20 protein-coding genes, 1 tRNA gene and 3 pseudogenes are annotated in these 22,640 nt (G+C 70.3%); 9 read left to right on the plus strand and 15 right to left on the minus strand.

Annotation, left to right across the window (positions count from 1 at the left end; all coding sequences use genetic code 11):
- Positions 1–66: 66 nt before the first annotated feature.
- Complete coding sequence (locus tag ACGFSA_RS10340; RefSeq protein ID WP_393302535.1) at positions 67–1,203, minus strand: ABC transporter ATP-binding protein; 1,137 nt, start codon at positions 1,201–1,203, stop codon at positions 67–69.
- A 545-nt stretch (positions 1,204–1,748) separates the two neighbouring features.
- On the opposite strand from ACGFSA_RS10340, the gene ACGFSA_RS10345 reads away from it, so the two are divergent.
- A tRNA-Thr gene (locus ACGFSA_RS10345) sits at positions 1,749–1,821 on the plus strand.
- Between the two features lie 164 nt (positions 1,822–1,985).
- Here ACGFSA_RS10345 and ACGFSA_RS10350 read toward each other — a convergent pair.
- From ACGFSA_RS10350 to ACGFSA_RS10370, 5 genes are all read right to left on the minus strand, one after another.
- On the minus strand, positions 1,986–2,951 hold the full coding sequence (locus ACGFSA_RS10350; RefSeq protein ID WP_393302538.1) for a hypothetical protein: 966 nt from the start codon (positions 2,949–2,951) through the stop codon (positions 1,986–1,988).
- Positions 2,948–4,363: a phenylacetate--CoA ligase family protein gene (locus tag ACGFSA_RS10355; RefSeq protein WP_393302541.1), complete on the minus strand. Its 1,416-nt coding sequence runs from the start codon at positions 4,361–4,363 to the stop codon at positions 2,948–2,950. Before ACGFSA_RS10355 ends, ACGFSA_RS10350 begins: the two co-directional genes overlap by 4 nt.
- Before the next feature lie 749 nt (positions 4,364–5,112).
- Positions 5,113–5,514, minus strand: coding sequence for a hypothetical protein (locus ACGFSA_RS10360; RefSeq protein WP_393302544.1), 402 nt, complete (start codon positions 5,512–5,514; stop codon positions 5,113–5,115).
- Between the two features lie 119 nt (positions 5,515–5,633).
- Positions 5,634–7,034, minus strand: a complete 1,401-nt coding sequence (locus ACGFSA_RS10365; RefSeq protein WP_393302547.1) for an NAD(P)/FAD-dependent oxidoreductase — start codon at positions 7,032–7,034, stop codon at positions 5,634–5,636.
- On the minus strand, positions 7,031–7,750 hold the full coding sequence (locus tag ACGFSA_RS10370) for a rhomboid-like protein (protein ID WP_393302827.1): 720 nt from the start codon (positions 7,748–7,750) through the stop codon (positions 7,031–7,033). The genes ACGFSA_RS10365 and ACGFSA_RS10370 overlap by 4 nt, the downstream gene beginning before the upstream one ends.
- Before the next feature lie 33 nt (positions 7,751–7,783).
- Here ACGFSA_RS10370 and ACGFSA_RS10375 point away from each other — a divergent pair, with 33 nt between their 5' ends.
- Together ACGFSA_RS10375 and ACGFSA_RS10380 are read left to right on the plus strand one after the other, a co-directional pair.
- Positions 7,784–8,695, plus strand: coding sequence for an aminoglycoside phosphotransferase family protein (locus ACGFSA_RS10375; RefSeq protein WP_393302550.1), 912 nt, complete (start codon positions 7,784–7,786; stop codon positions 8,693–8,695).
- A 40-nt stretch (positions 8,696–8,735) separates the two neighbouring features.
- The gene (locus ACGFSA_RS10380) at positions 8,736–9,209 is read left to right on the plus strand and encodes a GNAT family N-acetyltransferase (RefSeq protein WP_393302553.1); all 474 of its coding nucleotides are present in this window, start codon (positions 8,736–8,738) and stop codon (positions 9,207–9,209) included.
- Between the two features lie 9 nt (positions 9,210–9,218).
- Here ACGFSA_RS10380 and ACGFSA_RS10385 read toward each other — a convergent pair whose 3' ends face one another.
- Entirely contained in the window at positions 9,219–9,320 is a 102-nt protein-coding gene (locus ACGFSA_RS10385) for a zinc-binding dehydrogenase (RefSeq protein WP_393302829.1), read from the minus strand.
- Between the two features lie 20 nt (positions 9,321–9,340).
- A pseudogene (locus tag ACGFSA_RS10390) lies at positions 9,341–10,495 on the minus strand (NAD(P)-binding protein); the annotation flags it as partial.
- Positions 10,496–10,609: 114 nt separating this feature from the next.
- On the opposite strand from ACGFSA_RS10390, the gene ACGFSA_RS10395 reads away from it, so the two are divergent.
- Positions 10,610–11,287 (plus strand): pentapeptide repeat-containing protein, encoded by a 678-nt coding sequence (locus ACGFSA_RS10395; protein WP_393302556.1) that lies wholly within the window; start codon positions 10,610–10,612, stop codon positions 11,285–11,287.
- Positions 11,288–11,362: 75 nt separating this feature from the next.
- Here ACGFSA_RS10395 and ACGFSA_RS10400 read toward each other — a convergent pair whose 3' ends face one another.
- Together ACGFSA_RS10400 and ACGFSA_RS10405 are read right to left on the minus strand one after the other, a co-directional pair.
- Positions 11,363–11,860, minus strand: coding sequence for a hypothetical protein (locus ACGFSA_RS10400; protein ID WP_037692856.1), 498 nt, complete (start codon positions 11,858–11,860; stop codon positions 11,363–11,365).
- 114 nt (positions 11,861–11,974) lie between these two features.
- Positions 11,975–12,106, minus strand: a pseudogene (locus ACGFSA_RS10405) (response regulator transcription factor); the annotation flags it as partial.
- A 12-nt stretch (positions 12,107–12,118) separates the two neighbouring features.
- On the opposite strand from ACGFSA_RS10405, the pseudogene ACGFSA_RS10410 reads away from it, so the two are divergent.
- Both ACGFSA_RS10410 and ACGFSA_RS10415 read left to right on the plus strand, forming a co-directional pair.
- A pseudogene (locus ACGFSA_RS10410) lies at positions 12,119–12,184 on the plus strand (ankyrin repeat domain-containing protein); the annotation flags it as partial.
- A 96-nt stretch (positions 12,185–12,280) separates the two neighbouring features.
- A complete protein-coding gene (locus ACGFSA_RS10415) occupies positions 12,281–13,684 on the plus strand; it encodes a M1 family metallopeptidase (RefSeq protein WP_393302559.1) in 1,404 nt (467 codons plus the stop codon).
- A gap of 28 nt (positions 13,685–13,712) precedes the next feature.
- Here the strand turns inward: ACGFSA_RS10415 and ACGFSA_RS10420 are convergent, their stop codons facing one another.
- Complete coding sequence (locus tag ACGFSA_RS10420; protein WP_393302831.1) at positions 13,713–15,215, minus strand: M4 family metallopeptidase; 1,503 nt, start codon at positions 15,213–15,215, stop codon at positions 13,713–13,715.
- A gap of 305 nt (positions 15,216–15,520) precedes the next feature.
- Entirely contained in the window at positions 15,521–16,096 is a 576-nt protein-coding gene (locus ACGFSA_RS10425) for a TerD family protein (protein ID WP_037692840.1), read from the minus strand.
- Between the two features lie 191 nt (positions 16,097–16,287).
- Here ACGFSA_RS10425 and arfB point away from each other — a divergent pair, with 191 nt between their 5' ends.
- Entirely contained in the window at positions 16,288–16,713 is a 426-nt protein-coding gene (gene arfB, locus ACGFSA_RS10430) for an alternative ribosome rescue aminoacyl-tRNA hydrolase ArfB (RefSeq protein ID WP_393302563.1), read from the plus strand.
- 102 nt (positions 16,714–16,815) lie between these two features.
- Here the strand turns inward: arfB and ACGFSA_RS10435 are convergent, their stop codons facing one another.
- Positions 16,816–17,322, minus strand: coding sequence for a flavin reductase family protein (locus tag ACGFSA_RS10435; protein WP_393302566.1), 507 nt, complete (start codon positions 17,320–17,322; stop codon positions 16,816–16,818).
- A 467-nt stretch (positions 17,323–17,789) separates the two neighbouring features.
- Between ACGFSA_RS10435 and cdgB the strand changes: the two genes are divergently transcribed.
- The gene (gene cdgB, locus ACGFSA_RS10440) at positions 17,790–19,451 is read left to right on the plus strand and encodes a diguanylate cyclase CdgB (protein WP_393302569.1); all 1,662 of its coding nucleotides are present in this window, start codon (positions 17,790–17,792) and stop codon (positions 19,449–19,451) included.
- Between the two features lie 163 nt (positions 19,452–19,614).
- Positions 19,615–20,589: a carbohydrate-binding protein gene (locus tag ACGFSA_RS10445; RefSeq protein ID WP_393302572.1), complete on the plus strand. Its 975-nt coding sequence runs from the start codon at positions 19,615–19,617 to the stop codon at positions 20,587–20,589.
- A 69-nt stretch (positions 20,590–20,658) separates the two neighbouring features.
- On the opposite strand, the gene ACGFSA_RS10450 is transcribed toward ACGFSA_RS10445, so the two are convergent.
- Positions 20,659–21,507, minus strand: coding sequence for a ketose-bisphosphate aldolase (locus ACGFSA_RS10450; RefSeq protein ID WP_393302575.1), 849 nt, complete (start codon positions 21,505–21,507; stop codon positions 20,659–20,661).
- Positions 21,508–21,585: 78 nt separating this feature from the next.
- Positions 21,586–22,512 carry a 1-phosphofructokinase family hexose kinase gene (locus ACGFSA_RS10455; RefSeq protein WP_393302833.1) on the minus strand — a complete coding sequence of 309 codons (927 nt, stop codon included), beginning with the start codon at positions 22,510–22,512 and terminating at the stop codon, positions 21,586–21,588.
- Between the last annotated feature and the right edge of the window lie 128 nt (positions 22,513–22,640).

A 22,640-nucleotide genomic window follows, 5' to 3' on the forward strand; every position in this document is an offset into this window, starting at 1 on the left:
GCGCTTCGGTACGCGGACGGCCCCGCACCACGAGGGGTGCGGGGCCGTCGTACGGCGTGTGTGACGTCAGTCGGCGAGACGCTCACCCGTCGAGGTCGAGAAGACGTGCAGCTCGTCCGGGCGCGGCACGACGTGCAGCGTGGTGCCCTTCTCCGGCACGGCGCGGCCGCCGACGCGGACGACGAGGTCCTTGTCCGCACCGCCGACGCGCGCGGAACCGTAGACGAAGCCGTCGGCGCCGAGCTCCTCGACGACGTTGACCGAGACGGCCAGACCGGCCGGGGCGTCGGCGCTGTCCTTGGAGAGCGACTTGGCGGCGGCGCCACCGTGCTCGACGATGTCGAAGTGCTCCGGGCGGATGCCGACCGTGACCGTGGTGTCGCCCTTGTCCGCGGCGGCGGTGAGCGCCTCGCGGGAGACCGGGACGACGCTGTTGCCGAACTTCACGCCACCGTCGGTGATCGGCACGTCGACCAGGTTCATGGCCGGGGAGCCGATGAAGCCGGCGACGAAGAGGTTGGCCGGGCGGTCGTACATGTTGCGCGGCGAGTCGACCTGCTGCAGCAGACCGTCCTTGAGGACCGCGACGCGGTCACCCATGGTGAGGGCCTCGACCTGGTCGTGCGTGACGTACACGGTCGTGATGCCGAGGCGGCGCTGGAGCGACGCGATCTGCGTACGGGTGGAGACACGGAGCTTGGCGTCGAGGTTCGACAGCGGCTCGTCCATGAGGAAGACCTGCGGCTCACGCACGATGGCGCGCCCCATCGCGACACGCTGACGCTGACCACCGGAGAGCGCCTTCGGCTTGCGGTCCAGGTAGTCGGTGAGGTCCAGCATCTTGGCGGCCTCTTCGACCTTCGCCCGGATCTCGGTCTTGTTGATACCGGCGATCTTCAGCGCGAAGCCCATGTTGTCCGCGACGGACATGTGCGGGTAGAGCGCGTAGTTCTGGAACACCATGGCGATGTCCCGGTCCTTCGGCGGCAGGTGCGTGACATCGCGGTCACCGATGCGGATCGCGCCGCCGTTCACGTCCTCAAGACCCGCGAGCATGCGCAGGGAGGTCGACTTGCCACAACCGGAAGGACCGACGAGGACGAGGAACTCACCGTCCGCGATGTCGATCTCGAGCTGGTCCACGGCGGGCTTGGTGGAGCCGGGGTAGATGCGGGACGCCTTGTCGAACGTGACACTGGCCATGCTGAATCTTCTCCTCCACCGGCAGGAACGTGCCGGACGATCCGAGTAGGGAGTGGTCTGGTCCACCTGGGTGAACCTGCCGTGACGCTACCTGGCCATGTCGAATCTGTCAGTAGTTCGAGGGCGACTGATATCTCGCATCGGGAAGGGGCAGGCAGAGCAACGAACTTTTGACCTTGCGCCTGCGGGCAGAGCACCGGTTTTTTGACCCGCTGCTGGGTGCCCGGCTCCTTGGTACGGCTCTTCAGCCGGGTCGACGCCCGGCCGTGATGCTTCCGGCGGTCGGGGATGCCGAGTGCCTCCCGCTTGACGCGCTTGGCCTCTTCCCCTGTGACACGTATGTGCTGGTGACACGTATGTGCTGGTCCGCCGAATCTGCCATGTCCGCTCCCCGGGTCCAGCTGTCCGATAGTTGGGAAAGCGCGTCAGTCCGCTTAACGCACGGATGGTCGAGTGGTCACGGGTGCGGAAGAACTTCGTGGATCAGGAGGCGGGCCGCTGTGTAGAGTGAGGGAGCTTGCGCGCGCGGTTTCGCTGTGTGCGTTGCCGCCTTAGCTCAGTTGGTAGAGCAGGACCTTTGTAACGTTCAGGTCGTCGGTTCGATTCCGACAGGCGGCTCAAGCGGAACCCCAGCTCAGATGCGCTCTGAGCTGGGGTTCTTTTGTTCAGCGGACGCGGCGACGACGCCGGGAGCGGGCCAACCAGCTGCTGGAGCCTCTCCGTTCAGCGATCAAGGAGCTGCTCCACCACTGACCCCGACACCGCAAGCCCACCTGGCCTGGTCAGCTACCGACCTGGGAGTGTTCTCTTGCAGAACGCTCCCAGGGCTCGTCGGCGGTGGCCGGGGCCGCGGGCTCCTGCTGTCCGTCTGTCACGATCTGCGCGGGCGGCCGGACGTCGGCCATGCGCCGCTCCGGGCCGCGCCGCCGCAGCACGAGGTACCCGCAGAACGCGGCCGGGCCGAAGAAGATCTGCGCGGGCACGATCTGTGGAAGGTGTCCGGTGAGCGCCTCGACCGTGACGGGTGTCAGCGTCGGGACGAGCGCGCCGAACACGGCGACCAGCCCAAGAGCCCAGGTCAGCCCCGCTCGTCCGTACGCCTTGTAGGCCACGGTGGTGAAGAGGGCGTACACCAGGAGGTCGCCCATGCCCACGACGGCGCCGAACTCGCCGATGCGCAGCCCGGCCGACGGTGCGAAGGCGTAGCCCTGTACCGCGTCGAACAGCTTCTGGGTGAGGGGGACGACGGTGGCGAAGAACAGGTCGTACACGGCGAGCGCCAGCGCGAACCGGGAGACGTGCCGCAGCTTCAGGCCGCCCTGCGCGTTGAGGTTGGCGGCGCCGACCGCCATCAGCATGATGACCAGGCTGTTGACCAGCCAGTACGGCGTGGCATGGGTGGGATCGTCCTCGGCGCTGCGCGCGGCGAGCCAGTCGGCGACCAGCAGACCGGCGATGAGCGACCAGCGCACCGGTCCCCGGCGGATGGCCGGCCCGTAGCCGACCGCGAGACCACCGGCCAGGGTCAGCCCCAGCACAGGCGGCAGCAGCCAGCCCGGAAGGGAGAGATACAGGAAGGGCAGTACGACGACGAAGCCCATCATGATGACAATGTCGTTGCCGTTGAACACGCCGACGGCCGGCCGGGGCAGGGTGACCCGCCGGAAGTAGGCGACCGAGGCGAGCGAGACGCCCAGGGCGACGGCGAGGGTCACGAAGACGAAGAATGCGCTCTGTGCGACGGTCATGAGGCCCGCCCGGCGGAGGCGAAGCTGTTCTCGACCAGATCGCAGCGGTAGCGCCGCAGCTCACGTCCTTCTCCCGGTACGACGTCGACGGTGGCGTCGAGGCCGGCCTCGGCGAAGTGACGCGCGATGTCGCTCGTCTCCGGCACGGATGAGGCGGCCACCTCCACATGCAGCCGCCCGTCCACCACGTCGGCGCGGTGGCGCACAGGCCAGCACGCGCCGGGCAGCGCGTCGAGGACCTCGATGACCTCACGCGGGGTCACCGGGCCGTCCTGGGTGCGCAGCACATGGTCCGCCTTTCCGAGGATGTGCGAGGTCGCCGGCACGTTCGCCATCTCGCAGGTGAGCGGTGCGTCGGGCAACTGCCGCACCAGGTCTCGGGTGTCGTAGCGGAAGAGCGGCATGCACTCCCGGTACGGGAAGAAGGGAGTGGCGACGATCGTGCCGAGCGCTCCGGGTGCGGCCGGTGCCCCGGTGTCGAGGTCGCACACCTCCACGAGGCCGATGCCGGCGTCGATGTGAAGGTGCCGCTGTCGGCAGATCGCGCCGGCCACCGGTGTCACCTCGGTCATGCCGTAGCCGTCGTGGACGGGGGCGCCGAAGGTCTTTTCGGCGGCCTCCGCAAGGGCGGGCGAGAGCACTTCGCTGCCGACGTTGATGCGGCGCAGCCGGAAGTCCGCGGGGCCGAGTCCCCGTTCGCGGGCCAGGCGGGTCAGCTGTCCCAGATAGCTCGGGTAGGTGACCATCAGGGTCGGCGCCGACGGGCCGGTTCCCGCCGTGAGGTCCAGCGTCTCGGCCGGTGGGACCAGGCCCACCATGCGGATCGTCGCCCCTGCCAGGCGGGCGACCTGCATCTCCGCGTACGCCGTGCCGGTCGCCCGGGAGCTGATGCTGAACTGGACCAGGTCGGTGGTACGGACGGTGCCGCGCAGCACCTGGGAGAGGGCGACGAGCGCGGGCCACAGGCGTTCCTCGTAGCGGGAGTACCAGACCTCGGTGGGCCGGCCTGTCGTCCCGGTGGTCCGGGAAGCGAGGAAGGGCTCGCTGCACAGGAAGTCGCGGGCCCGTTCGACCAGGTCGGCCTTGGTGGTGACGGGCACGGTGGTGATGTTCTCGACGGTCAGTGCGGCCGGGTCGACTCTTGCTGTCGCGAAGTGGTCCGCGTAGAAGGGCGACTTGGCCGCGAGGCGTTTCGCGGTACGGCGCAGGGCCTTGTTCGTGAGGTCGGTACGCATCTGCGGGTCTGCGGCGGCGCCGCGCAGCAACTGTTCGACGTCCTCGCCGGGTGAGCCGAACTCGGCAAGTGTCGCCAGCGCGTCATCGACGAGCCTTTCGGCAGAGCGAACATTGATCGGACGGCCGAGCACCATGGCCAGCGCCATCCGGAACTGCCGTATCCCCGCGTCGAACATGGTCCTCTCCCGCCCGTCCCGACCCCTCGCCATGCCGGGGTGGGCGGCCATGGCCGCCCACCCCGTTCCCGCGTCAGCTGGGGCAGTTGGTGAACAGCACCGCAGCCAGGGAACCCATGACGTACTTCGTGTGCTTGAGCGTGGAAACGATCGCGGACATACGAAAACCCCCTTGTATCGCTCAAAACTGAGCCCTCACCGGTCGGCGAAGGCACACTGATCTTCAAATGGCGCAACGTCTGCTGTCAAGGAGTCGACACACGATCAATCTTCCGTCGCCAAACATTCAATCGGCCTGTTTCTACGGCGAGTTCGCGCCACGGCGTGATCCGGAATCCGCGCCGCGGGCGCGGGGAGAGGCCGGCGCCGGCGCCTTTGGCGATGTAGGTCATGGGGTCGATGACCTTGCCGGCCTTGCCTGCGGCGGACGCATTCGCCGCCTGCAGAAGCAGGCTCGGCGCGCTCGCCGCGGATACCTACTGACAGCCCACCACCCCGACGAAGACCAGAAAGACAGGGCCGGCACAACTCCGGGAGCAGTGGCACCACCTCGGCGCAGCCGCAGCGCTCGTCGTTACCCCACACATAGCCCAGTACCGTGCCGGCTTGGTCCGCCACGGCAAAGTAACGGACGGGTCCATCCGTCCCGTGGCCATGGTCCGGAGGCCCGTCGCTGCGTTCGAAATGCAGGTCCTCATTGCAGCGCGAGTTGACCTGATCCTCGTTTCTCATGGGCGTAGCCCTGGGTCTCAGCTCGGGTTGGTCAGTCTCCGGATCGCGTCGGGGTTCGGCGCCTCGCTCAGCGAGTCGGGTACGACGCGGCTTCCCTGGATGTCGCTCGTGTCCCGGATCAGCTCGTCGAGCAGGGCGGTGGGAGTAATCCCGCGGCCCTTCGCGTCGCGGAGTTTCCTGAGCCATGCGGCACCGGCGTTGATCTCGGCGGCGCCGAGTCCCGGCGGCACCACCCAGCCGGCGGCTTCTCCCTCGTCGTTCGCCCAGACGTACCCGATCACCACGCCGTTGTCGGCGGCTACCCGCACGTACTGCACAGATCCCTGTGCGACACGGTTGTAGCGGGGTGGCCCACCGGGCGCCGCGTTGAACAGCAGATCTTCGTTCAAGCGCGGGTTGGGCCGCTGTTCCCTGCTCATGCGTGCAGTGCTCCCATACTTTGCAGGTAGGACTTCCCCGTAGACCTGGGCCTGGCTCTCGAAAGATCAGCGTCCGCCGAAACGGGCCGCGTCGAAGGACATCGGCGAACGAATGTTTTTCAGTGCCGTCCCGCCAGCCGGTCCGCCACCTTGGCGATCGGGTCGGTGGTGGCTTCGGCCGAGGTGAGTTCGCGGCGGTCCGCGGTGCGGTAGGCCGCGTACATGCCGTGGACGCCGATCCAGCGGAAGGGTTCCGGTTCCCAGCGGCGGACCTTGTGGTTGACCCAGGGGAGGGTGGTCAGTTCGGTGGGGCCCGACTGGCCGGAGTCCTGCTGGATCAGGTCGCGCAGGGTGCGGGCGGCGAGGTTGGTGGTGGCGACGCCGGAGCCGACGTAGCCGCCGGCCCAGCCGAGTCCGGTGGAGCGGTCGAGGGTGACCGTGGCGCACCAGTCGCGGGGGACGCCGAGGACGCCGGACCAGGCGTGGTCGATGCGGGCGCCCGCGGTGGTGGGGAAGAAGCGGACCAGGATCTCGCGGAGGGCCTCGATGGTGGCGGGCTGGGTGCGCCCGTCATTGTCGGTGCCGGAGCCGAAGCGGTACGGGACGCCCCGGCCGCCCAGCGCGATGCGGTCGTCGGCGGTGCGCTGGGCGTACATGTAGGCGTGGGCCATGTCGCCGAGCGTCTCGCGGCCGTCCCAGCCGATGGTGTCCCAGACCGACTTCGGGAGCGGTTCGGTGGCGATCATCGAGGAGTTCATCGGGAGCCAGGTGCGCTTCTGGCCCTTGAGGTTGGCCGTGAAGCCCTCGGTGCAGCGCAGGATGTACGGGGCGCGGACGGTGCCGTACGGGGTGTGGGCGTGCTTGGGCTTGATCTCGGTGACGGGGGTCGACTCGTGGATGGTGACGCCGAGCGCCTCGACGGCGTCGGCGAGCCCCTTGACGAGTTTGACCGGGTGCAGGCGGGCGCCGTGCGGCGTCCAGCTGGAGCCGACGGCCCCGGTGACGCGGATGCGTTCGGCGGTCTCGCGGGCGCCGCGCAGGACCCGGTCGGTCTCGCCGAAGGCGATCTCGACGGAGTGGAAGTCCTTGAGGCGGGCCAGCTGGGCCGGCGTGTAGGCCACTTCGAGGACGCCGCCCTGGTGGATGTCGGCGTCGATGTTCTCTTCGGCGGCGACGCGTACGACCTCGTCGACGGTGTCGTTCATCGCCTTCTGGAGGCGGACGGCGGCGTCGTGGCCGTGGAGTTTCGCGTAGCGGTCGCGGCCCGCGATGCCGTTGTAGAGCCAGCCGCCGTTGCGGCCGGAGGCGCCGTAACCGCAGAACTTCGCCTCGAGGACGGTGATGTTCAGGAAGGGGGCGGCCTTTTTGAGGTAGTACGCCGTCCAGAGTCCGGTGTACCCGCCGCCGACGATGCAGACGTCCGTGGTGGTGTCGCCGGGCAGAGGCTCGCGCGGGGCGGGCGTGCCTTGGTCCGCGTACCAGAACGATATTCCGCCGTTGACCGTGCTGACCGTGCTCATGTTGCCCCTGCTCGTCCTTGTGAAGTCGAGTTCCTGTGTGGCGGGACGTTACTGCGCGGGGGCGGTTGCGTCCTCCCCCGGGTGAGCGGATAGCAGGCGAGACCGATGAGGACGGCGGTGATGTGGCCGAGGTCGGTGAAGGTGCGGCTGGTGATGAGGGGGATGCCGTAGACGACGAGGACGCCGAAGAGGTACCCGTACCGCAAGGGCCGGGGGACGTGGTACGTGAGGACGGCGACGACGCCCGCGAGCGCGTAACTGACCCCGACGTCCAAGGTGTGGACCGCCGACGTGGGTGCCTGTCCGTGGCGGACGGCCCAGGCGAGGACGCCCTCGCTGACGAGGGTGGCCAGGATGTGGGCGAGCGCCGCAACCGCGACCCAGCGCAGCGTGCCGAGCCAGCGTTCGGCGCGGGCGTGGAAGACCGTGAAGAGGAAGGCGTACGGGAGCCACTTGCCGCTGTCGATCCAGAAGGCGCTGGAGATGAGGACACGTACCGGGTCGCGGACGAGTTCGTGGATGTTGGTCGAGTGCTGACGCAGGAAGTCCTCCTCGAAGTCGGGGGACATCTGATGCACCACGACCGTGGTGACGAAGAGGGCCGTCAGCCAGATGTACGTGCCGGGCGCGCTGCGGATCCAGAAGCGGACGGCGTGCAGGGTGCGCGTCGGGAGGGAGCGCGGGCTCGTGGGCGGGGCCGGGCTGCTGCGGGGCATAACCGATTGACGCACGGGCCTACGATCGGGTGCGTGATTGACATTCCGGACGCGCTGATCGCCACCCGGTCCAAGTACAACGGCGAGGCCGGGCGGGCGTTCCTGGCCGCGCTCCCGGGGCTCGCGGACCGGTTCCTGGGCGAGTGGGGGCTGCGGCCGGACGGGGCCGCGATGTACGGGATGTGCGCGCTGGTGCTGCCGGTGGTCCGTGCGTCGGACGGCCGGCGGGCGGCGCTGAAGCTCCAGGCCGCGGACGAGGAGACGGCGGGGGAGCCGGTCGCCCTGCGTGCGTGGGGCGAGGCGGGCGCCGGGGCGGTGGGACTGCTCGGTCACGACGTCGGGACCGGCACGATGCTGCTGGAACGGCTGGACGAGCGGCGGCCGCTGTCGGCGGTGGCGGACGAGCGGACGGCGGTGGAGGTGCTCGCGGGGCTGTTGGCCCGGCTGACAGCCGTACCGGCGCCGGACGGGCTGCGACGGCTGGGGGATGTCGCGGAGTGGATGCTGGACGGGGCGGAGCGGGCAGTGGCGGGGCTGGCGGACGCGGCGGAGCGGCGACTGCTGGCGGACTGTGCGGCGGCCGTGCGTGAGGTGGCGGGCGAGCCGGGGGACCGGCTGCTCCACTGGGACCTGCACTACGACAACATCCTGGCTGGACGTGCGGAGGAGGGCCGGGCGCACGAGTGGGTCGCGCTGGACCCGAAACCGCTGGCCGGGGACCCCGGGTTCGATCTGATGCCGGCCCTGCACAACCGGTTCGACGCGTCGACGGTGCGATGGCGGTTCGACCTGATGACGGAGGTACTCGGTCTTGGCCGGGAGCGGGCGCGTGCCTGGACGCTGGGGCGGGCGCTGCAGAACAGCATCTGGGACGTGACGGACGGGGAGAGCCGCTTGGGGCCGGAGCAGGCGGAGATCGCCCGGCAGCTGCTGGGCCGGGGATAGCGGGAAGACGGTGGGCGGGGCGGCTGCTTACGCTGCTCCCATGATTCGTACCGCTACTGCTGTCGATGTCCCTGTCATCCATTCCATGATCCGCGATCTCGCCGAGTACGAGAAGGCGCTCCACGAGGCAAACGCCACCGAGGAGCAGCTGCACGAGGCGTTGTTCGGCGAGCGGCCCGCCGCGTATGCGCACATCGCCGAGTCGGACGAGGACGGGGAGATCGTGGGCTTCGCGCTCTGGTTCCTGAATTTCTCGACGTGGCGCGGGGTGCACGGCATCTACCTGGAGGACCTGTACGTACGTCCCGACCGGCGTGGCGGCGGGCACGGCAAGGCGCTGCTGACGGAGCTGGCACGGATCTGTGTGGAGCGGGGGTACGAGCGTCTGGAGTGGTCGGTGCTGAACTGGAACGCCCCGTCCATCGCGTTCTACGAGTCGCTGGGCGCGCGCCCGCAGGACGAATGGACGGTGTACCGGCTGACGGACGGGGCGCTGACGAAGCTCGGTGGCTGACCTTCGCCCTCAGGGGACGAGGAGGACCTTGCCCATCGTGCCGCGCGTCTCCAGGGCGCGGTGGGCGGCGGCCGCCTCGGCGAGCGGGAAGCGCTGGACGGCGGGACGCAGGCGGCCCGCGGCGGGTGCTGCTCGCCCGTTCCGAGGGCGAGCAGCGCCGCCTCCATCCCGCTGTTGAACGACACCTCGCTGAGCAGTCCCGGCGCCGCTACCTGGTCGCCCGCGAGGTAGATGTCGTTGCCGCGGTCGATGGCCGGCCGGTCCCGCCAGGTGGTGCCGGGGCGGTCGACCGCGCCCGTGCGGTCGGCGGCGAGCGCGTCGCGCCGCCACTCGACGCGGTCGCGCCAGCCCGGGAAGCCGAGGTCGAGGACGTCTTCGGCACGGGCGATGCCCGCCGCCTTCGACTCACCGGGGGCGACGGGGAACTGGCCCTGGACGAGCTGCCGGCCCGCCGGGGCAAGGGTGCGGTCCTGGGCGCTGAAGCGTTCGATCCAGCCGGGGGCGTCCAGGTCGGAGACGGCGAAGGCGTCGCCGCGCCGGGTGCGCAGGGCCAGGTCGATCAGGGCGGTTCTGCCGCTGTCCCAGGTCAGCGTGGGGTCGCGGAGCAGTCCGCGGGCGGTGTCGAGGGAGGTGGCGACGATGACGGGGCCGCTGCGGGCCAGGTCGTCGAGGGCGCTCGGGTCGATCCGTGTCACCGTCTCGATCCGGACGCTCAGGTTCCAGGCGCGTGCGGCCATCCGGTCGATGATCTGCGCCCAGCCGCCGACCGGGTAGCGCGCCTCGGGCGGCAGCGCGGTGGCGCGGCACAGCCGCTCCTGGACGAACGCGGCGGAAAGCGAACCGGGGTCGTGGTGGAAGAGCGCCACGGCGGCGTAGTGCGCGGCCGCGCGGGCGGTCTCCTCGCCGGCCCGGCCGGTGGCCCAGGTATGGAAGTCGGTGTCGACGGGGGCGTGTCCGGCGCGGCGGCGGGTGAGCCGGAGGAGGCCGAGGGGCGGGGTGCGGCGCAGGGTGCCGCCCAGCCGGAAACGGAGCCGGGTGGCTTCGAGGAGCGGCACCGTGGCGACCGGGCCGAGAAGATTGCGCTGCGCGAGCCACGTCCAGTGCGGTCCATGGCGGTAGAGGGCGTGGGGTCCTTCGTTGGTGCGGTACGGGCCCTCGGCGGTCCTGGCGCGGCCGCCGAGCGTGTGGTGGGCCTCGTGGACGGTCACCAGGGCGCCGGACTCGGCGGCTGTGATCGCTGCGGTGAACCCGGCGAGTCCGCCGCCGATGATGTGTATGCGCTGCATGCGTCCCTGTCTCCTCGTCGTCGTGAACGATGACAAAGAGGTGACGTCAGGAGGGGGCCCGGGTGTGACAGCGGTGCGGGGGCGTTGTCAGTGGCGTGCGTCACGATGGGGGGCATGGCGCGCAGCAGCAGGAAGACGGACACCATCGCGGCGGCACGGCGACCGGAGGTGCGGCTGCCGCCGCTCGTTCCGTACGACGGGGGAGGGCTGGAGCCCGACGGGGACTACGACGGTGTGCGGTTCGAGGGGACGGACCTGTCGGACGAGTCGGGTCCGGGCGCCCGGTTCATGGACTGCGCGCTGGAGGGATGCGCGCTCGACCGTACGAAGCTGATCAGGGCCCGCTTCATCGACTCGGTCCTGACGGGGGTGCGGGGGGTGGGCACCGATCTCGCGGGGGCTTCGCTGCGTGATGTGGAGGTGGTGGACGCGCGGCTGGGCGGGGTGCAGCTGCACGGCGCGGTGCTGGAGCGGGTCCATGTGCGCGGCGGGAAGATCGACTATCTGAACCTGCGCAAGGCGCGGCTGAAGGACGTGGTCTTCGAGGGCTGCGTGCTGTCCGAGCCGGACTTCGGGGACGCGCAGCTGGTGCGGGTGGAGTTCCGGGACTGTGTGCTGAAGCGGGCCGACTTCAGTTCCGTACGGATGGAGTCGGTGGACTTGCGGACGGCCGCCGAGCTGGACATCGCCCGTGGCGTGGAGCGGCTGGCGGGGGCGGTGATCAGCCCGGTGCAGCTGATGGAACTGGCCCCGGCGTTCGCGGCGCAGATCGGGGTGCGGGTGGAGGCGTAGGGGGTGTCCGGCGGATCAGGGCCGGGGTCGCGATGATCCGCCGGACACCCCCCAGCCGTTTCCCCGATCCGCTCGTCAGACCCGGGGGAAGCGGGCCTGGAGGTCCCAGATCACCGGGTTGTCGGCGAGCCCCTCGTGCATGTCGGCGAGGTCCGCGATCAGGTCGTGCAGGAAGTCGCGGGCCTCTCGGCGCAGCAGGGAGTGGCTGAAGGTGAGCGGGGGCTCGTCGCCGGGCATCCAGTCCGCTTCGACATCGACCCAGCCGAAGCGGCGCTCGAAGAGCATCCGGTCGGACGACTCGGTGAAGTCCAGCTCGGCGAACTGCCGTCGGTGCGAGCGGCTGCCGCGGGGGTCCTGGTCGATCTGCTCGACGATGTCGCAGAGCGCCCAGGCGAAGTCGAGCACGGGCACCCATCCCCAGGCTGTGGATACCTCGCGGTCCGCCTTGGTGTCCGCGAGGTAGACGTCCCCGGAGAACAGGTCGTGCCGCAGGGCGTGGACGTCCGCGCGGCGGTAGTCGGTCTGCGGGGGATCGGGGAAGCGTCGGGAGAGGGAGTAGCCGATGTCGAGCACAGTTCGATGGTGTCATGCCCGGGGGTGCGTCGACGCCGGAGCGGCGGGCCGTCCACGGCCCCCGGGACCGCGGGCGCGTGGCGCTGCGGCGGTACTCGCCGCAGGCGGCCCGGCTCACGGCAGCAGCCGCTGCTCCTTCGCCCCGGCCACGGCGCCCGCGCGGGTGTCGACACCGAGTTTGTCGTAGATGCGGCCCAGGTGCGTCTTGACCGTGGCCTCGCTGATGAACAGGGCCCGGGCGATGCTCGCCGTCAACGAGACCACGTCGAGTTCGCCCGGCTGCTCGTCGAGGCGGGTGCGGACCCCGATGCGCAGGACCGGCGCGGGTTCGCGGAGATCGCGGCGCTGCTGCGGAACCGGGACTCGGGGTGAGCATCCACCGATCCGCCAAACCGACATTCCGCACATAGGATTATCTGCGTGCGTCCCACCGCTCTGATCCTGGCCCTCGCCACGACCGCCGTCGCTTCCCTCGGCACCGCCTGCTCCGCCGGGACCGGCGGTGTGGAGGGCACCCCCGGCGCCGCCGGTCTGCGCGACCCGTACTTCCCGAAGGTCGGCAACGGCGGGTACGACGTCACCCATTACGACCTCACCCTCGACGTCGACCCAGCCGCCCAGCACCTGCGCGGCACTGCCGTGATCACCGCGCGCGCCACCCAGGACCTCAGCGCCTTCAACCTCGACCTGGCCGGCCTGACCGTCGAGTCCGCGCAGGTCGAGGGCCGCCCGGCCGCCGTCAACCGGGCGGCCCACGAACTGACGCTGCGCCCCGATGCCGAGGTGGAGAGCCACCTCCACAAGGGCAGGACGTTCCGTACGGTCGTCCGCTACTCCGGTTCCCCGCTGACCCTCACCGACCCGGACAAGTCGCAGGAGGGCTGGCTGAGGACGGCGGACGGATCGGTGGCGCTCGGTGAGCCGGTCGGGGCGATGGCCTGGTTCCCCGGCAACAACCACCCGAGCGACAAGGCGTCCTACGACCTCACGGTCACCGTTCCCAAGGGCCTGACCGCCGTGTCCAACGGCGAGCTGACGTCCCGTAGGACCTCCGGTGGCACCACCACGTTCCACTGGCACACCGCCGCGCCCATGGCGACCTATCTCGCGACGCTCGCCATCGGGCACTTCGACACGAAGGCGTCGACGACCCCCGACGGCATCAAGGTGTTCACGGCCGTGGACCCGAAGTCGGCGGCGGCGAGTGCCCGGACCCTGGCCCGGATCCCCGAGGTCGTGCGGTGGGAGGCCGAGCGCTTCGGCCCGTATCCGTTCTCCTCGACCGGCGCGATCGTCGACCGCCCGGACGACGCCGGGTATGCGCTGGAGACCCAGAACCGGCCGTTCTTCCCCGGCCCGCCGAGCGTCGGACTCCTCGTCCACGAGATGTCCCACCAGTGGTTCGGGGACTCCGTCACGCCCGAGAGCTGGCGGGACATGTGGCTCAACGAGGGCTTCGCGACGTACGCGGAGTGGCTGTGGCAGGCGGACAAGGAGGGCGTCCCCGTCCAGGACAGCTTCGACCGCGCCTTCGCGAGCGACGCCAACTGGGCGTTCCCGCCATCCGATCCGCCGACGGCCGCGGACATCTCGCAGCCGCCGGTGTACGGGCGCGGGGCGATGGTGATCCACAAAATCCGGCAGGCGGTGGGCGACGACAAGCGGTTCTTCGCCCTCGTCAGGGGCTGGACGAAGGCGCACCGGCACGGCGGCGCGTCGACGGCCGACTTCACCGCCTATGCGGAGAAGACGACCGGCCGGGATCTGACGGACCTGTGGAACACCTGGCTGTACGGCAGGAGCCGGCCCGCCGCGAAGGGCTGACCGGCTCCTGGAACCGCACAGACAGGGGCTACTTCACGTTGATTCCGGACCAGGCGGCGGCGACGGCCGCGTACTCCGCGCTCCCCGCCCCGTACAGATCGGTCGCCGCCGTCAGGGTCGCGGTCCGCGCCTTGGCGTAGTTGGTGGTCGACGTCATGTAGGTCGAGAGGGCCCGGTACCAGATCTGAATGGCCTTGTCGCGCCCGATCCCCGTGACCGTGGAGCCGTTGGAGGTCGGCGAGTTGTAGGAGACCCCGTTGATGGTCTTCGCCCCGCTGCCCTCGGACAGCAGGTAGAAGAAGTGGTTGGCGGGCCCGGACGAGTAGTGGACGTCGAGGCGGCCGACGGTCTTCGACCAGGAGTCGGCGGAGGAGCCGTCCTTGCTCGGCTTGTCCATGTAGCGCAGCGGGGTGCCGTTACCCCTGATGTCGATCTTCTCACCGATGAGGTAGTCGCCGACGTCGCTGCTGTTGGCGGCGTAGAACTCGACCGCGGTGCCGAAGATGTCGCTGGTCGCCTCGTTGAGGCCGCCCGACTCGCCGCTGTAGTTGAGCCTCGCGGTGGCCGCGGTCAGACCATGGCTCATCTCGTGCCCGGCGACGTCCAGCGAGGTGAGCGGCTTGAGGTTGCCCGAGCCGTCGCCGTACGTCATGCAGAAGCAGCTGTCCGACCAGAACGCGTTGACGTACGCGTTGCCGTAGTGGACCCGGGAGTACGCGGCCCTGCCGTCGCCCGCGATGCCGTTGCGTGCCAGGACGTTCTTGTAGAAGTCCCAGGTCACGGCGGCGCCGTAGTGGGCGTCGACGGCGGCGGTCTGGCGGTTGGTCGCGAGACCGTTGCCCCAGATGTCGTCGGCGTCGGTGAAGAGCGTCCCGGTGCCGGCGGTGCCGCCGTTCAGGTCGTACGTGTTGTGGCCGCCGCGACCGCCGTCGGTCAGGTTGTAGCCGGACCCGGAGGCCGTGGTGCCGAGGTTCACCGTGCCGCTGTACTGGCTGGTGCCGGACCCGGTCTCGATGCCCTCGTACGAGTAGAGCTCCTTGCCAGTGGTGGCGTCCGTGATGACGTGACGCTCGCTGGGCGTCCCGTCGTGCTGGGTGCCCTTGACCACGTTCTCGTAGGCGAGCGTGGGCTTGCCGGTGGCGGCCCAGATCACCTTCCGGCCACTGGACTTGGCGCTGGTCCCGGTGTCCGTCGACGCCACGGTTATCTGGGCGCTCGTGGCCTTGGAGACCCCCTTGAGGGAGCCGTCCTTACGGGTGTGGGTGACGAGGTCGCCGCCGAGGACGGGCAGTCCGTCGTAGGTGCGCTCGTATCGGGTGTGAACCGTGCCGTCGGCGTCCTTGATCACATCGCGGACGACGAGCTTTTCCTTGCCGCCGAGCTTGATCTTCGCGGCGGTCGAGGCGGCCCCGGCCTGGGCCTCCTTGAGGGCCGAGACCCGCTGGGACGCGCTGAGAGGCAGGGCGGTGGCCCCGGACTCGCGGTCCTGGGCCGCACCGGCCGGACCTGCTTGTACGCCGACGACGACCATGGCGGCGGTAGCGGCAAGAGCGGCGGCACGCAGAGTGGTTCTCACTCGTTCTCCTTCACTCGATCCATCAGCTCCGTGAGGGGGCTGCGGTGAGAGTGGCACCGCCGCGCCCCGATTGGCAGGGGCGCGTCAAGGATTTGACCGGATCTTGTCCGTCTGTGAGGGAGCGTCATCCGATATGCGGCATAAGGTCATCGGCATCTTGGCGGATGGCCGGCGGCAGGACGGACGAACGGGAGCCCCTGGCCGAAAACAATCGGCCGGGGGCTCCCGCTGTTCGGGCCTTCAGGCCCCTGGACTCTGCGTCAGAGGTTGACGCCGAAGTCCTGCGCGATGCCGCGCAGGCCCGAGGCGTATCCCTGGCCCACCGCGCGGAACTTCCACTCCGCGCCGTTGCGGTACAGCTCGCCGAAGACCATCGCGGTCTCGGTGGCGGCGTCCTCGCTCAGGTCGTAGCGGGCGATCTCGGCGCCGCCGGCCTGGTTGAGGATGCGGATGAACGCGTTGCGCACCTGGCCGAAGTTCTGGCTGCGCGTCTCGGCGTCGTAGATGGAGACCGGGAAGACGATCTTGTCGACGTCGGCAGTGAGGCCCGCCAGGTTGACGTTGATCTGCTCGTCGTCGCCCTCGCCCTGGCCCGTGACGTTGTCACCGGTGTGGACGATGGTCTGGTCCGGCGTCGACTTGTTGTTGAAGAAGACGAAGTGGCCGTCGGAGACGACCTTCCCCGCCGCGTTCACCGCGATCGCCGAGGCGTCGAGGTCGAAGTCGGTGCCGGTGGTGGTACGGACGTCCCAGCCGAGGCCGACCGTGACGGCGGTCAGGCCCGGGGCCTCCTTGGTGAGCGAGACGTTGCCGCCCTTGGACAGGCTTACTGCCATGGGAAGTCCCTTTCATCGTCGGGTGCGGGCTTCATGCGTTCACGAAGCTACCGTCACCCGTCATAACGCAGGCGGAGGACCGAGAGGTTCCTGGCCTCTTTGCTTTCTTTACCCGATTCGCAGCCGGGCCGGCGGTCGGGTGCGGCAAAAGGAGGTGACGAACGGGTCCCCGGCCAGGGAACATGGGTGTCATGTCCGGGCCCTATGTCATCCGCGGTTCGGTCTCCCTGCCGGAGACCGAACTCATGTGGCGTTTCTCGCGGTCCTCCGGTCCCGGCGGTCAGCACGTCAACACCAGCGACTCCCAGGTGGAGCTGCGCTTCGACCTCGCGGCGACCGAGTCGCTTCCCGAGGTGTGGAAGGAGCGGGCGCTCCAGCGGCTGGAGAGCCGGCTCGTGGGCGGCGTGGTCACCGTACGGGCGTCGGAGCACCGCTCCCAGTGGCGCAACCGCGAGACCGCACTCGTCCGCCTCGCCGCCCTGCTGGCCGAAGCCACCGCGCCGCCCCCCAAGCCGCGCCGCAAAACCAGGATCCCGCGCGGGATCAACGAGCGGCGGCTGCGCGAGAAGAAGCAGCGCGGCGACACGAAGCGCGGCCGCTCCGGGCGCGACTGGTAGGCGGAGTCCACGGCCGCTCCGGCGGTGGCGGACGGCGGCCCGCACCCGCGATCCGTTCCGGCCCCGACCCGGCCCCGACCGGCGGGCGCCGGTGACTCCCGGTCAGCTCAGCTGCCGGTAGCGCCCCCGGAAGTACGTCAGCGGCCCGCCGTCCGCGCTCGGCAGCGCCGCGCTCACCACCCGCCCGATCACCAGCGTGTGGTCGCCCGCGAGCACCCGCTGCTCCGTGCGGCACTCCAGCGTGGCGAGGGCGCCGCCGATCAGAGGTGCGCCGGACACCTCTCCCCGCACATAGGGGATGTCGTCGAACAGCAGCCGATCGCTGATCCGGCCCTTCATCGCGAACCGTCCCGCGATGTGCCGCTGGCTCTCCGCGAGCACGGAGACCGCCCACAACGGCTGCTCGTCCAGCAGGTCGTCCATCCGGGAGCCGTTGCGCAGGCTCACCAGGACCAGGGGCGGGTCCAGTGACACGGACATAAATGCGGTTGCCGTCATCCCCACGTCCTCGCCGCGCCCGTTCTCGTCGAGCGGCGGCTCCTGGGCGGTGATCAGGACCACGCCTGCGGCCAGCCGGGCGAGGGCGCCGCGGAACTCCTCGTTGCTCACCCCTTCAGCATGGGGGATGGGCCCGGATCGCGGGGTGGGGGGTTTCGTCTGCAACATGGGGGGTTTTGTCTGCAACATACAGGCACGCTAGCCATTGCCCGCGCGCGGTCGCATCGGGCCAGGGGACCAGCCGGGTCCTAGGACTCCGGCCCGATGAGGTCGCACCGTCACGGCACAATGCGACGAGGCGCGACTCCGCGCAACGTCACAGATTTGCGTTCAAGAAAAGGAAGGACCTCTTCCGGAGGTCGCTCGGCCCCCTTCATCACTCGGTCCCCTTCATCACTCGGTCCCCTTCATCACTCGGTCCCCTTCATCATCTGTTGTGACTTGACTCACAGAGGGCAATATTTGTTGACCCTGTGTACCGGGTGCACAGCTCACTGTGATTCAGTGGCCGTGACACTGCGAACAAGTACGTCGATATGAAACCTGGAGTGCTGTCGAGGTCTCGGGGAGTGCGAGCAATGGAGGCCGAGTCGGAGCCGTACGTTCGTCTAGCGACGATGCGGCAGCTGCATCAGGCCGTCGCCGATCTCAACACGGCGCGGAGCCTGGCCGACACACTGCAGACCGTGGCCGACGGAATCGTCGCCGGTCTCGGGTACGGGCTGGCCTGCGTCAACCTCGTCCGCCCCGACGGCGACCTCGTCGTCGCCGCGTTCGCGGGCAACTCCGCCGCCGAAGCGCTGATCACCGGCCGCGTCGGCTCGCGCGCCTCCTGGGAGCGCAGGCTCTCCATGGGTGAGTGCTGGGACGATCTCTGTTTCATACCGCACACCGACGGCTGGGTCCTCCTCGACGACGACGTACCGCAGTGGCACACCGAAGGTCCCGAGCCCCGCTTCGAGGACGAGTGGCATCCGGAGGACCGGCTCTACGCCCCGATGTACGCGTCCGGCGGCGGCCGGGACCTCCTCGGCGTGATATCCGTCGACCGCCCGCGCAACGGCCGCCGCCCCGGAGCCTGGGGTCGCGAGGCCCTGCAGATGTACGCGTCCCAGTCGGCCATTGCGATCAGCAACGCCCGGCTCCGAGCAAACATGCAGCGTGCCCTGGTCCGGCTCGAACGGGAGCAGCAGGCGCTGCGGGCCAGCGAGGAATCCTTCCGCCAGGCCTTCGAGTACGCCCCCAGCGGTATGGCCATCGCCGAGATGGGCGGGGACCAGCACGGCCGGCTGCTGCGCACCAACGACGCACTGTGCCGGCTCCTCAGCCGCCCCGCCTCCGTCCTGCGCCGCTACTCCTTCGCCGACCTCGTGCACCCCGAGGACGTCGGCACCCTGCTGCGTACGTCCGCCGAGGGCGGCCGCGCCGAGCTGCGGCTCGGGCGCCGGGACGGCACCTACCTCTGGGTCTCGCTGCGCAACTCCGTCGTCGCGGACACCGCCGACGGCCCCCGCTTCCTCCTCACCCATGTGGAGGACATCGAGGAGCGCAAGCGCCATGAGCTGCACCTCGCGCACCGCGCCTCGCACGACGCGCTCACCGGCCTGCCCAACAGCGCCGAGCTGCGCGCCCGGCTCGGCGCCCGGCTCTGCGAGCGCCCGCACTCTGCGGCGACCACCGCCGTGGAGGCGCTGGACGCGGCGTACGGCGACGTCGAGGACATGGATGCCCGGACGCACGGCTTCCGGGCCGACGGCTTCGAGGCGGACGCGGTGGCGGGCGGCGGCCCGTACGACCACCATGTGCACGCGGTGGCGCCCGACAGCGAGCAGGACGACGGGACGAAGGGGCTCGCGGTCCTCTTCTGCGACCTCGACGGTTTCAAGTCCATCAACGACCGCTTCGGGCACCACACCGGCGATGCCGTCCTGATCGAGGTCGCCCGGCGGCTCACCACCTGCGTGCGCGACGGCGACACCGTCGCCCGGCTCGGCGGTGACGAATTCGTCGTCCTCGCGGACGGGCTCGGTGCCGCGGACGCCGCAGACCTGGCTGTACGGTTGCGCAACGCCATCATTCCCCCCATTCGGGTGGATGGCCGTGCGGTGCGGGTCGGGGCGAGTTTCGGGATCGGCTGGGCCGGCTGCGGCATGACCGCCGAAGAGGTGCTGCGCTCCGCCGACCAGCGGATGTATGTGGAGAAGCGGTCGCGGTCCAAGGTTCACCGCAGGGCCGGCTGACGTTCACGGCAGGTCCGTTCCCGCACCCCACCCCGGTTCCGGTACGGCACCCCGAAGGCCGGCGGCAATTCTTGGTGTGCTCCGTTCGAGGTAGGCTCGGCCGGTCGGCGACGGCTGGCGATATTCGGCGACGGCTGGCGACATGGTGAGGAGTGACCCAGGGATGACGGCCGGGAACAACGGCGCAAGCACACCCGAGGACGACGATCCGTTCGGCTACCTGTACGAGGACGGACAGGCGTCCGGCGCCCAGTCGCCACGGCAGGGCGGCTACGGCTATCCGGGTCCTGCCGCGCAGCCCGGCGTGCCCAGGACCTCGTACAACCAGGTGCGGACGGTCGGCGAGCGCCAGTACGGGCAGCCGGTGCCGCAGCAGCCGTACGGCGGGCCGCAGCAGGCGCAGTACGGCGGGCCGAACGCGCAGTACGCCGCCCCGGAGGCGTACCCCGGCGGCGGTCCCACCGCGCAGGTCCCAGTGCAGGGCGGCGGCCGCAGCGGCGGTTCCGGCAGCGGCGGTCCGAACACCAAGGGCCTGCTGATCGGTGCGATCGCGGTCGTCGCGGTCGTCCTCGTCGGCATCGGCGTCGCGATGATCACGAACGACAGCAAGGGCAGCAACAAGAAGGACGAGGCTGCCACCTCGGCCGGTCCCGCCGGTCAGGTCGAGGAGTCCCCGAAGCCGAAGCAGTCCGAGACGTCCTCCGAGGCCCCGGCGGAGCTGCCGAAGCAGGACGCCGCGACGCTGAAGCTCGGCGGCACGGCCGCGCTCGACAACTCGGTCGCGGGCGCGAAGGGCGCGAACGGCCAGTACATCAATCTGAACGAGGTCGGCAGGTCCGCGACCTGGTCGGTCGACGTGCCGGAGGCCGGCGAGTACACGCTCTACGTGACGTACGGCGTGCCGGGCAAGGACGCCACGACCTCGCTCACCGTCAACTCCGAGAGCCCCCGGTCCATCAACATGAAGAACTTCGCGAATGCCCCGGAGGGCGACCTGTCGAAGGGCTGGACGAGGACGTACGCCTACGTCAACCTCAACAAGGGTCCGAACACGCTGATGATCTCGTGCAACGAGGGCGACCAGTGCGACGCCAACCTGGACCAGCTGTCGTTGAAGGCCGGTCACCAGACACGCTGAACCCCGAACGCGGTCCGGCCCCACCACCCGACGAGGGCGGTGGGGCCGGTTTCGTCCGTGCCGGGCGGGTCAGCCCATCAGGCTCAGGAACCCCGCCACCGTCGTGACCATCGCCTCGCGGCCCGGGACGAGGTACTTGCGCGGGTCGACGCCCGTCGGGTTCTCGGCCAGGTACGCGCGCACCGCGCCGGTGAACGCCGTGTTCAGCGCCGTACCCACGTTGATCTTGCGCATGCCGGAGGCGACCGCCTGGCGGATCTCCTCGTCCGGGACGCCGCTGGAGCCGTGCAGCACCAGCGGGACCGGGACCGCGTCGCGCAGCCGGCCGATCAGGGCGTGGTCCAGGGCTGCGGTGCGCTCCGTCATCGCGTGCGAGGAGCCGACCGCGACGGCCAGTGCGTCGACGCCGGTCGCCGCGACGTAGGCGGCGGCCTCCGCCGGGTCGGTGCGGACACCGGGGGCGTGGGCGTCGAGCGGGGCCTCGCCCTCCTTGCCGCCGACCTTGCCGAGCTCCGCCTCGATCCAGATCCCGCGCTCGTGGCCCCAGGCGACCGCGTCGGCCGTGGCCCGTACGTTCTCCTCGTAGGTCAGCTTCGAGGCGTCGAACATCACCGAGCCGAAGCCCTCGTCGTGCGCCTGGTGCAGCAGTTCCACGGACTCGACGTGGTCGAGGTGGAGCGCGAGCGGCGCGTGGGAGGCGCGGGCGACGGCGGCGGTCGCGGCGGCGATGGCGGAGAGCCGACCGCCGTGGAACTTCACGGCGTTCTCGGAGATCTGCAGGATGGCGGGTGCCCCGGCGCGTTCCGCGCCCGCGGCGATGGCCTCCGCGTGCTCCAGTGTGATGACGTTGAAGGCGGCGACTGAGCGTCCGTCGGCCTGGGCGGCCGAGACGAGTTCACCGGTGCTGACGAGCGGCATGATGCCCCCTGAGACTTCGTGTGGTGCGGGATGATCCGGACGGTGCCGGGCGCGCGATGCGAGCTGGTTCCGCGCCGCTCAGACCGTCGGTGCTTGTTCCTCGACGCCGACGCGCGGCAGCAGCTCCTCGTACGCCGCCCGGTCGAACTCCCCGGCCGCGGGTGCCAGCACTGTCGCCGTCGACAGTGCCACCGCCCTGCGCAGCCGGTCCGGCCAGCTCAGCCCCTCGACGAGACCGGACAGCAGCCCGGCCACCGCGGAGTCGCCCGCTCCAGTGGGGTTGCCCGCGACCCGGTCCGGCGGCGCCGCCCGCCAGGTTCCCTCGGGTGTGACGGCGAGCATGCCGTCCGCGCCGAGCGAGGCGATCACGCCGTGCGCGCCCCGGCGGCGGGCGTCATGGGTGGCGCGCAGCGGGTCGCGGGAACCGGTGAGCTGGGCGAGCTCGTCGGCGTTCGGCTTGATCAGGTCGGGGCGGGCGGCTATGCCCCGGCGCAGCGGTTCGCCGCTGGTGTCGAGGAGAACGGGGACCTCGGCGGCGCGGGCGATGCGGACCAGTTCGGCGTAGGCGCCGACGTGGACGCCGGGCGGCAGGCTGCCGCAGAGTGCGACCGTGTCCGCGCCGGCGAGGAGCTTCTCGTACGTGGCGAGGAAGGTGGTCCACTCGTCGGCGCTGACGAGTGGACCGGGTTCGTTGAGCTGGGTGGTGTCGCCGGTGGACGCGTCGACGACCGCGATGGTGCGGCGGGTGTTCCCGGCGACGGGGACGAGCGCGTCGCGCGGCGGGAGATCCGCCAGGAGCTCGCGGAGTGCGGCTCCGGTGGCGCCTCCGGCGAAGCCGGTGACCACGGTCTCGTGGCCGAGTGCGGAGAGCACCCGGGCGACGTTGAGCCCTTTGCCGCCGGGGCGTTCGGATATGTCACCGACGCGGTGGCTGGTGTGCGGGACCAGCGCCGGTACGCCGTACGTCAGGTCGAGTGCCGTGTTCAGTGTGACCGTGAGGATCACCTCGGTCACCCCTTCGATCCGTGCCGGAGCGCGGATCTCTTGCCAGAACGCGCCTTCCCTGCTGTTGACAGAGCGATCATGCCAAAGAGGCAGCGGTCGGCCCAGAGCTCCGGGCCAACCGCTGTCTC

The organism is Streptomyces sp. NPDC048496, from assembly GCF_043200055.1.
In the GTDB taxonomy this organism is placed as follows: domain Bacteria; phylum Actinomycetota; class Actinomycetes; order Streptomycetales; family Streptomycetaceae; genus Streptomyces.

Excerpts from the sequence above, each read along its gene's own strand:
- ACGFSA_RS10420 (WP_393302831.1), bottom strand. The coding sequence starts at position 15,215 with ATGGTCGTCGTCGGCGTACAAGCAGGTCCGGCCGGTGCGGCCCAGGAC.
- ACGFSA_RS10425 (WP_037692840.1), bottom strand. The coding sequence starts at position 16,096 with ATGGCAGTAAGCCTGTCCAAGGGCGGCAACGTCTCGCTCACCAAGGAG.
- cdgB (WP_393302569.1), top strand. The coding sequence starts at position 17,790 with ATGGAGGCCGAGTCGGAGCCGTACGTTCGTCTAGCGACGATGCGGCAG.
- ACGFSA_RS10450 (WP_393302575.1), bottom strand. The coding sequence starts at position 21,507 with ATGCCGCTCGTCAGCACCGGTGAACTCGTCTCGGCCGCCCAGGCCGAC.
- ACGFSA_RS10340 (WP_393302535.1), bottom strand. The coding sequence starts at position 1,203 with ATGGCCAGTGTCACGTTCGACAAGGCGTCCCGCATCTACCCCGGCTCC.
- arfB (WP_393302563.1), top strand. The coding sequence starts at position 16,288 with ATGTCCGGGCCCTATGTCATCCGCGGTTCGGTCTCCCTGCCGGAGACC.
- ACGFSA_RS10445 (WP_393302572.1), top strand. The coding sequence starts at position 19,615 with ATGACGGCCGGGAACAACGGCGCAAGCACACCCGAGGACGACGATCCG.
- ACGFSA_RS10395 (WP_393302556.1), top strand. The coding sequence starts at position 10,610 with ATGGCGCGCAGCAGCAGGAAGACGGACACCATCGCGGCGGCACGGCGA.
- ACGFSA_RS10355 (WP_393302541.1), bottom strand. The coding sequence starts at position 4,363 with ATGTTCGACGCGGGGATACGGCAGTTCCGGATGGCGCTGGCCATGGTG.
- ACGFSA_RS10370 (WP_393302827.1), bottom strand. The coding sequence starts at position 7,750 with ATGCCCCGCAGCAGCCCGGCCCCGCCCACGAGCCCGCGCTCCCTCCCG.
- ACGFSA_RS10380 (WP_393302553.1), top strand. The coding sequence starts at position 8,736 with ATGATTCGTACCGCTACTGCTGTCGATGTCCCTGTCATCCATTCCATG.
- ACGFSA_RS10350 (WP_393302538.1), bottom strand. The coding sequence starts at position 2,951 with ATGACCGTCGCACAGAGCGCATTCTTCGTCTTCGTGACCCTCGCCGTC.
- ACGFSA_RS10360 (WP_393302544.1), bottom strand. The coding sequence starts at position 5,514 with ATGAGCAGGGAACAGCGGCCCAACCCGCGCTTGAACGAAGATCTGCTG.
- ACGFSA_RS10365 (WP_393302547.1), bottom strand. The coding sequence starts at position 7,034 with ATGAGCACGGTCAGCACGGTCAACGGCGGAATATCGTTCTGGTACGCG.